The organism is Pseudomonas sp. LBUM1653 (assembly GCF_059716115.1).
This window is the reverse complement of the sequence record NZ_CP166803.1, coordinates 112,501-115,000: the sequence shown is the minus strand read 5'-3', so window position 1 is coordinate 115,000 and position 2,500 is coordinate 112,501. Positions and strand designations below refer to the sequence as shown.

Sequence of the window (2,500 nt, the reverse complement as noted above, 5' to 3'; positions counted from 1 at the left end):
AACAACTTCAACCACTTGCGCTTCAGATCTCTCATCAGCGGGAGGCGAATTGTACAGCGTTACACGCTGCTGTCAACACCTTAATTCCTGCTTCTTTCGATTGATCATCGAATCACTAACCAGGTAAACGACTTGATTAGCAGTACACGCTTTATACAAAGCCTGTACTTATACAAAAAACAAAACCCCTACCTGCATGCGCAGATAGGGGTTTTGGAATTTAATCTTGACGATGACCTACTCTCACATGGGGAAACCCCACACTACCATCGGCGATGCATCGTTTCACTGCTGAGTTCGGGATGGGATCAGGTGGTTCCAACGCTCTATGGTCGTCAAGAAATTCGGGTACTGAGTCGTGACCAGTTGGCCTCGCTTCAGCAAATTGGGTATGTGATAGCTTTGGTGTTTTGTGAGTATCTCGAACTTTCGGTTCGTTTCGTCTTCACACACCGCAATCTGGCCTCTTTCGTCTTTTCAACTAAGAGCAGCAAATTGCTTGGGTGTTATATGGTCAAGCCTCACGGGCAATTAGTATTGGTTAGCTCAACGCCTCACAGCGCTTACACACCCAACCTATCAACGTCGTAGTCTTCGACGGCCCTTCAGGGGACTCAAGGTCCCAGTGAGATCTCATCTTGAGGCTAGTTTCCCGCTTAGATGCTTTCAGCGGTTATCTATTCCGAACATAGCTACCCGGCAATGCCACTGGCGTGACAACCGGAACACCAGAGGTTCGTCCACTCCGGTCCTCTCGTACTAGGAGCAGCCCCTCTCAAATCTCAAACGTCCACGGCAGATAGGGACCGAACTGTCTCACGACGTTCTAAACCCAGCTCGCGTACCACTTTAAATGGCGAACAGCCATACCCTTGGGACCGGCTTCAGCCCCAGGATGTGATGAGCCGACATCGAGGTGCCAAACACCGCCGTCGATATGAACTCTTGGGCGGTATCAGCCTGTTATCCCCGGAGTACCTTTTATCCGTTGAGCGATGGCCCTTCCATACAGAACCACCGGATCACTAAGACCTACTTTCGTACCTGCTCGACGTGTCTGTCTCGCAGTCAAGCGCGCTTTTGCCTTTATACTCTACGACCGATTTCCGACCGGTCTGAGCGCACCTTCGTACTCCTCCGTTACTCTTTAGGAGGAGACCGCCCCAGTCAAACTACCCACCATACACTGTCCTCGATCCGGATAACGGACCTGAGTTAGAACCTCAAAGTTGCCAGGGTGGTATTTCAAGGTTGGCTCCACGCGAACTGGCGTCCACGCTTCAAAGCCTCCCACCTATCCTACACAAGCAAATTCAAAGTCCAGTGCAAAGCTATAGTAAAGGTTCACGGGGTCTTTCCGTCTAGCCGCGGATACACTGCATCTTCACAGCGATTTCAATTTCACTGAGTCTCGGGTGGAGACAGCGCCGCCATCGTTACGCCATTCGTGCAGGTCGGAACTTACCCGACAAGGAATTTCGCTACCTTAGGACCGTTATAGTTACGGCCGCCGTTTACCGGGGCTTCGATCAAGAGCTTCGCGTTAGCTAACCCCATCAATTAACCTTCCGGCACCGGGCAGGCGTCACACCCTATACGTCCACTTTCGTGTTTGCAGAGTGCTGTGTTTTTAATAAACAGTCGCAGCGGCCTGGTATCTTCGACCGGCGTGGGCTTACGCAGTAAATGCTTCACCCTCACCGGCGCACCTTCTCCCGAAGTTACGGTGCCATTTTGCCTAGTTCCTTCACCCGAGTTCTCTCAAGCGCCTTGGTATTCTCTACCCAACCACCTGTGTCGGTTTGGGGTACGGTTCCTGGTTATCTGAAGCTTAGAAGCTTTTCTTGGAAGCATGGCATCAACCACTTCGTGTTCCAAAGGAACACTCGTCATCAGCTCTCGGCCTTAGAATCCCGGATTTACCTAAGATTCCAGCCTACCACCTTAAACTTGGACAACCAACGCCAAGCTGGCCTAGCCTTCTCCGTCCCTCCATCGCAATAACCAGAAGTACAGGAATATTAACCTGTTTTCCATCGACTACGCTTTTCAGCCTCGCCTTAGGGACCGACTAACCCTGCGTCGATTAACGTTGCGCAGGAAACCTTGGTCTTTCGGCGTGGGTGTTTTTCACACCCATTGTCGTTACTCATGTCAGCATTCGCACTTCTGATACCTCCAGCAAGCTTCTCAACTCACCTTCACAGGCTTACAGAACGCTCCTCTACCGCATCATCCGAAGATGATACCCGTAGCTTCGGTGTATGGTTTGAGCCCCGTTACATCTTCCGCGCAGGCCGACTCGACTAGTGAGCTATTACGCTTTCTTTAAAGGGTGGCTGCTTCTAAGCCAACCTCCTAGCTGTCTAAGCCTTCCCACATCGTTTCCCACTTAACCATAACTTTGGGACCTTAGCTGACGGTCTGGGTTGTTTCCCTTTTCACGACGGACGTTAGCACCCGCCGTGTGTCTCCCATGCTCGGCACTTGTAGGTATTCG

General features: G+C 51.3%; 2 rRNA genes (1 of these 2 cut by a window edge). Both read right to left on the bottom strand.

The features are described 5' to 3' along the window. Positions 1-224: 224 nt before the first annotated feature. A 5S ribosomal RNA gene (gene rrf, locus ACA054_RS00555) occupies positions 225-340 on the bottom strand. Between the two features lie 170 nt (positions 341-510). Beyond that, positions 511-2,500 (bottom strand): 23S ribosomal RNA (locus tag ACA054_RS00550); it runs 904 nt beyond the window's last position.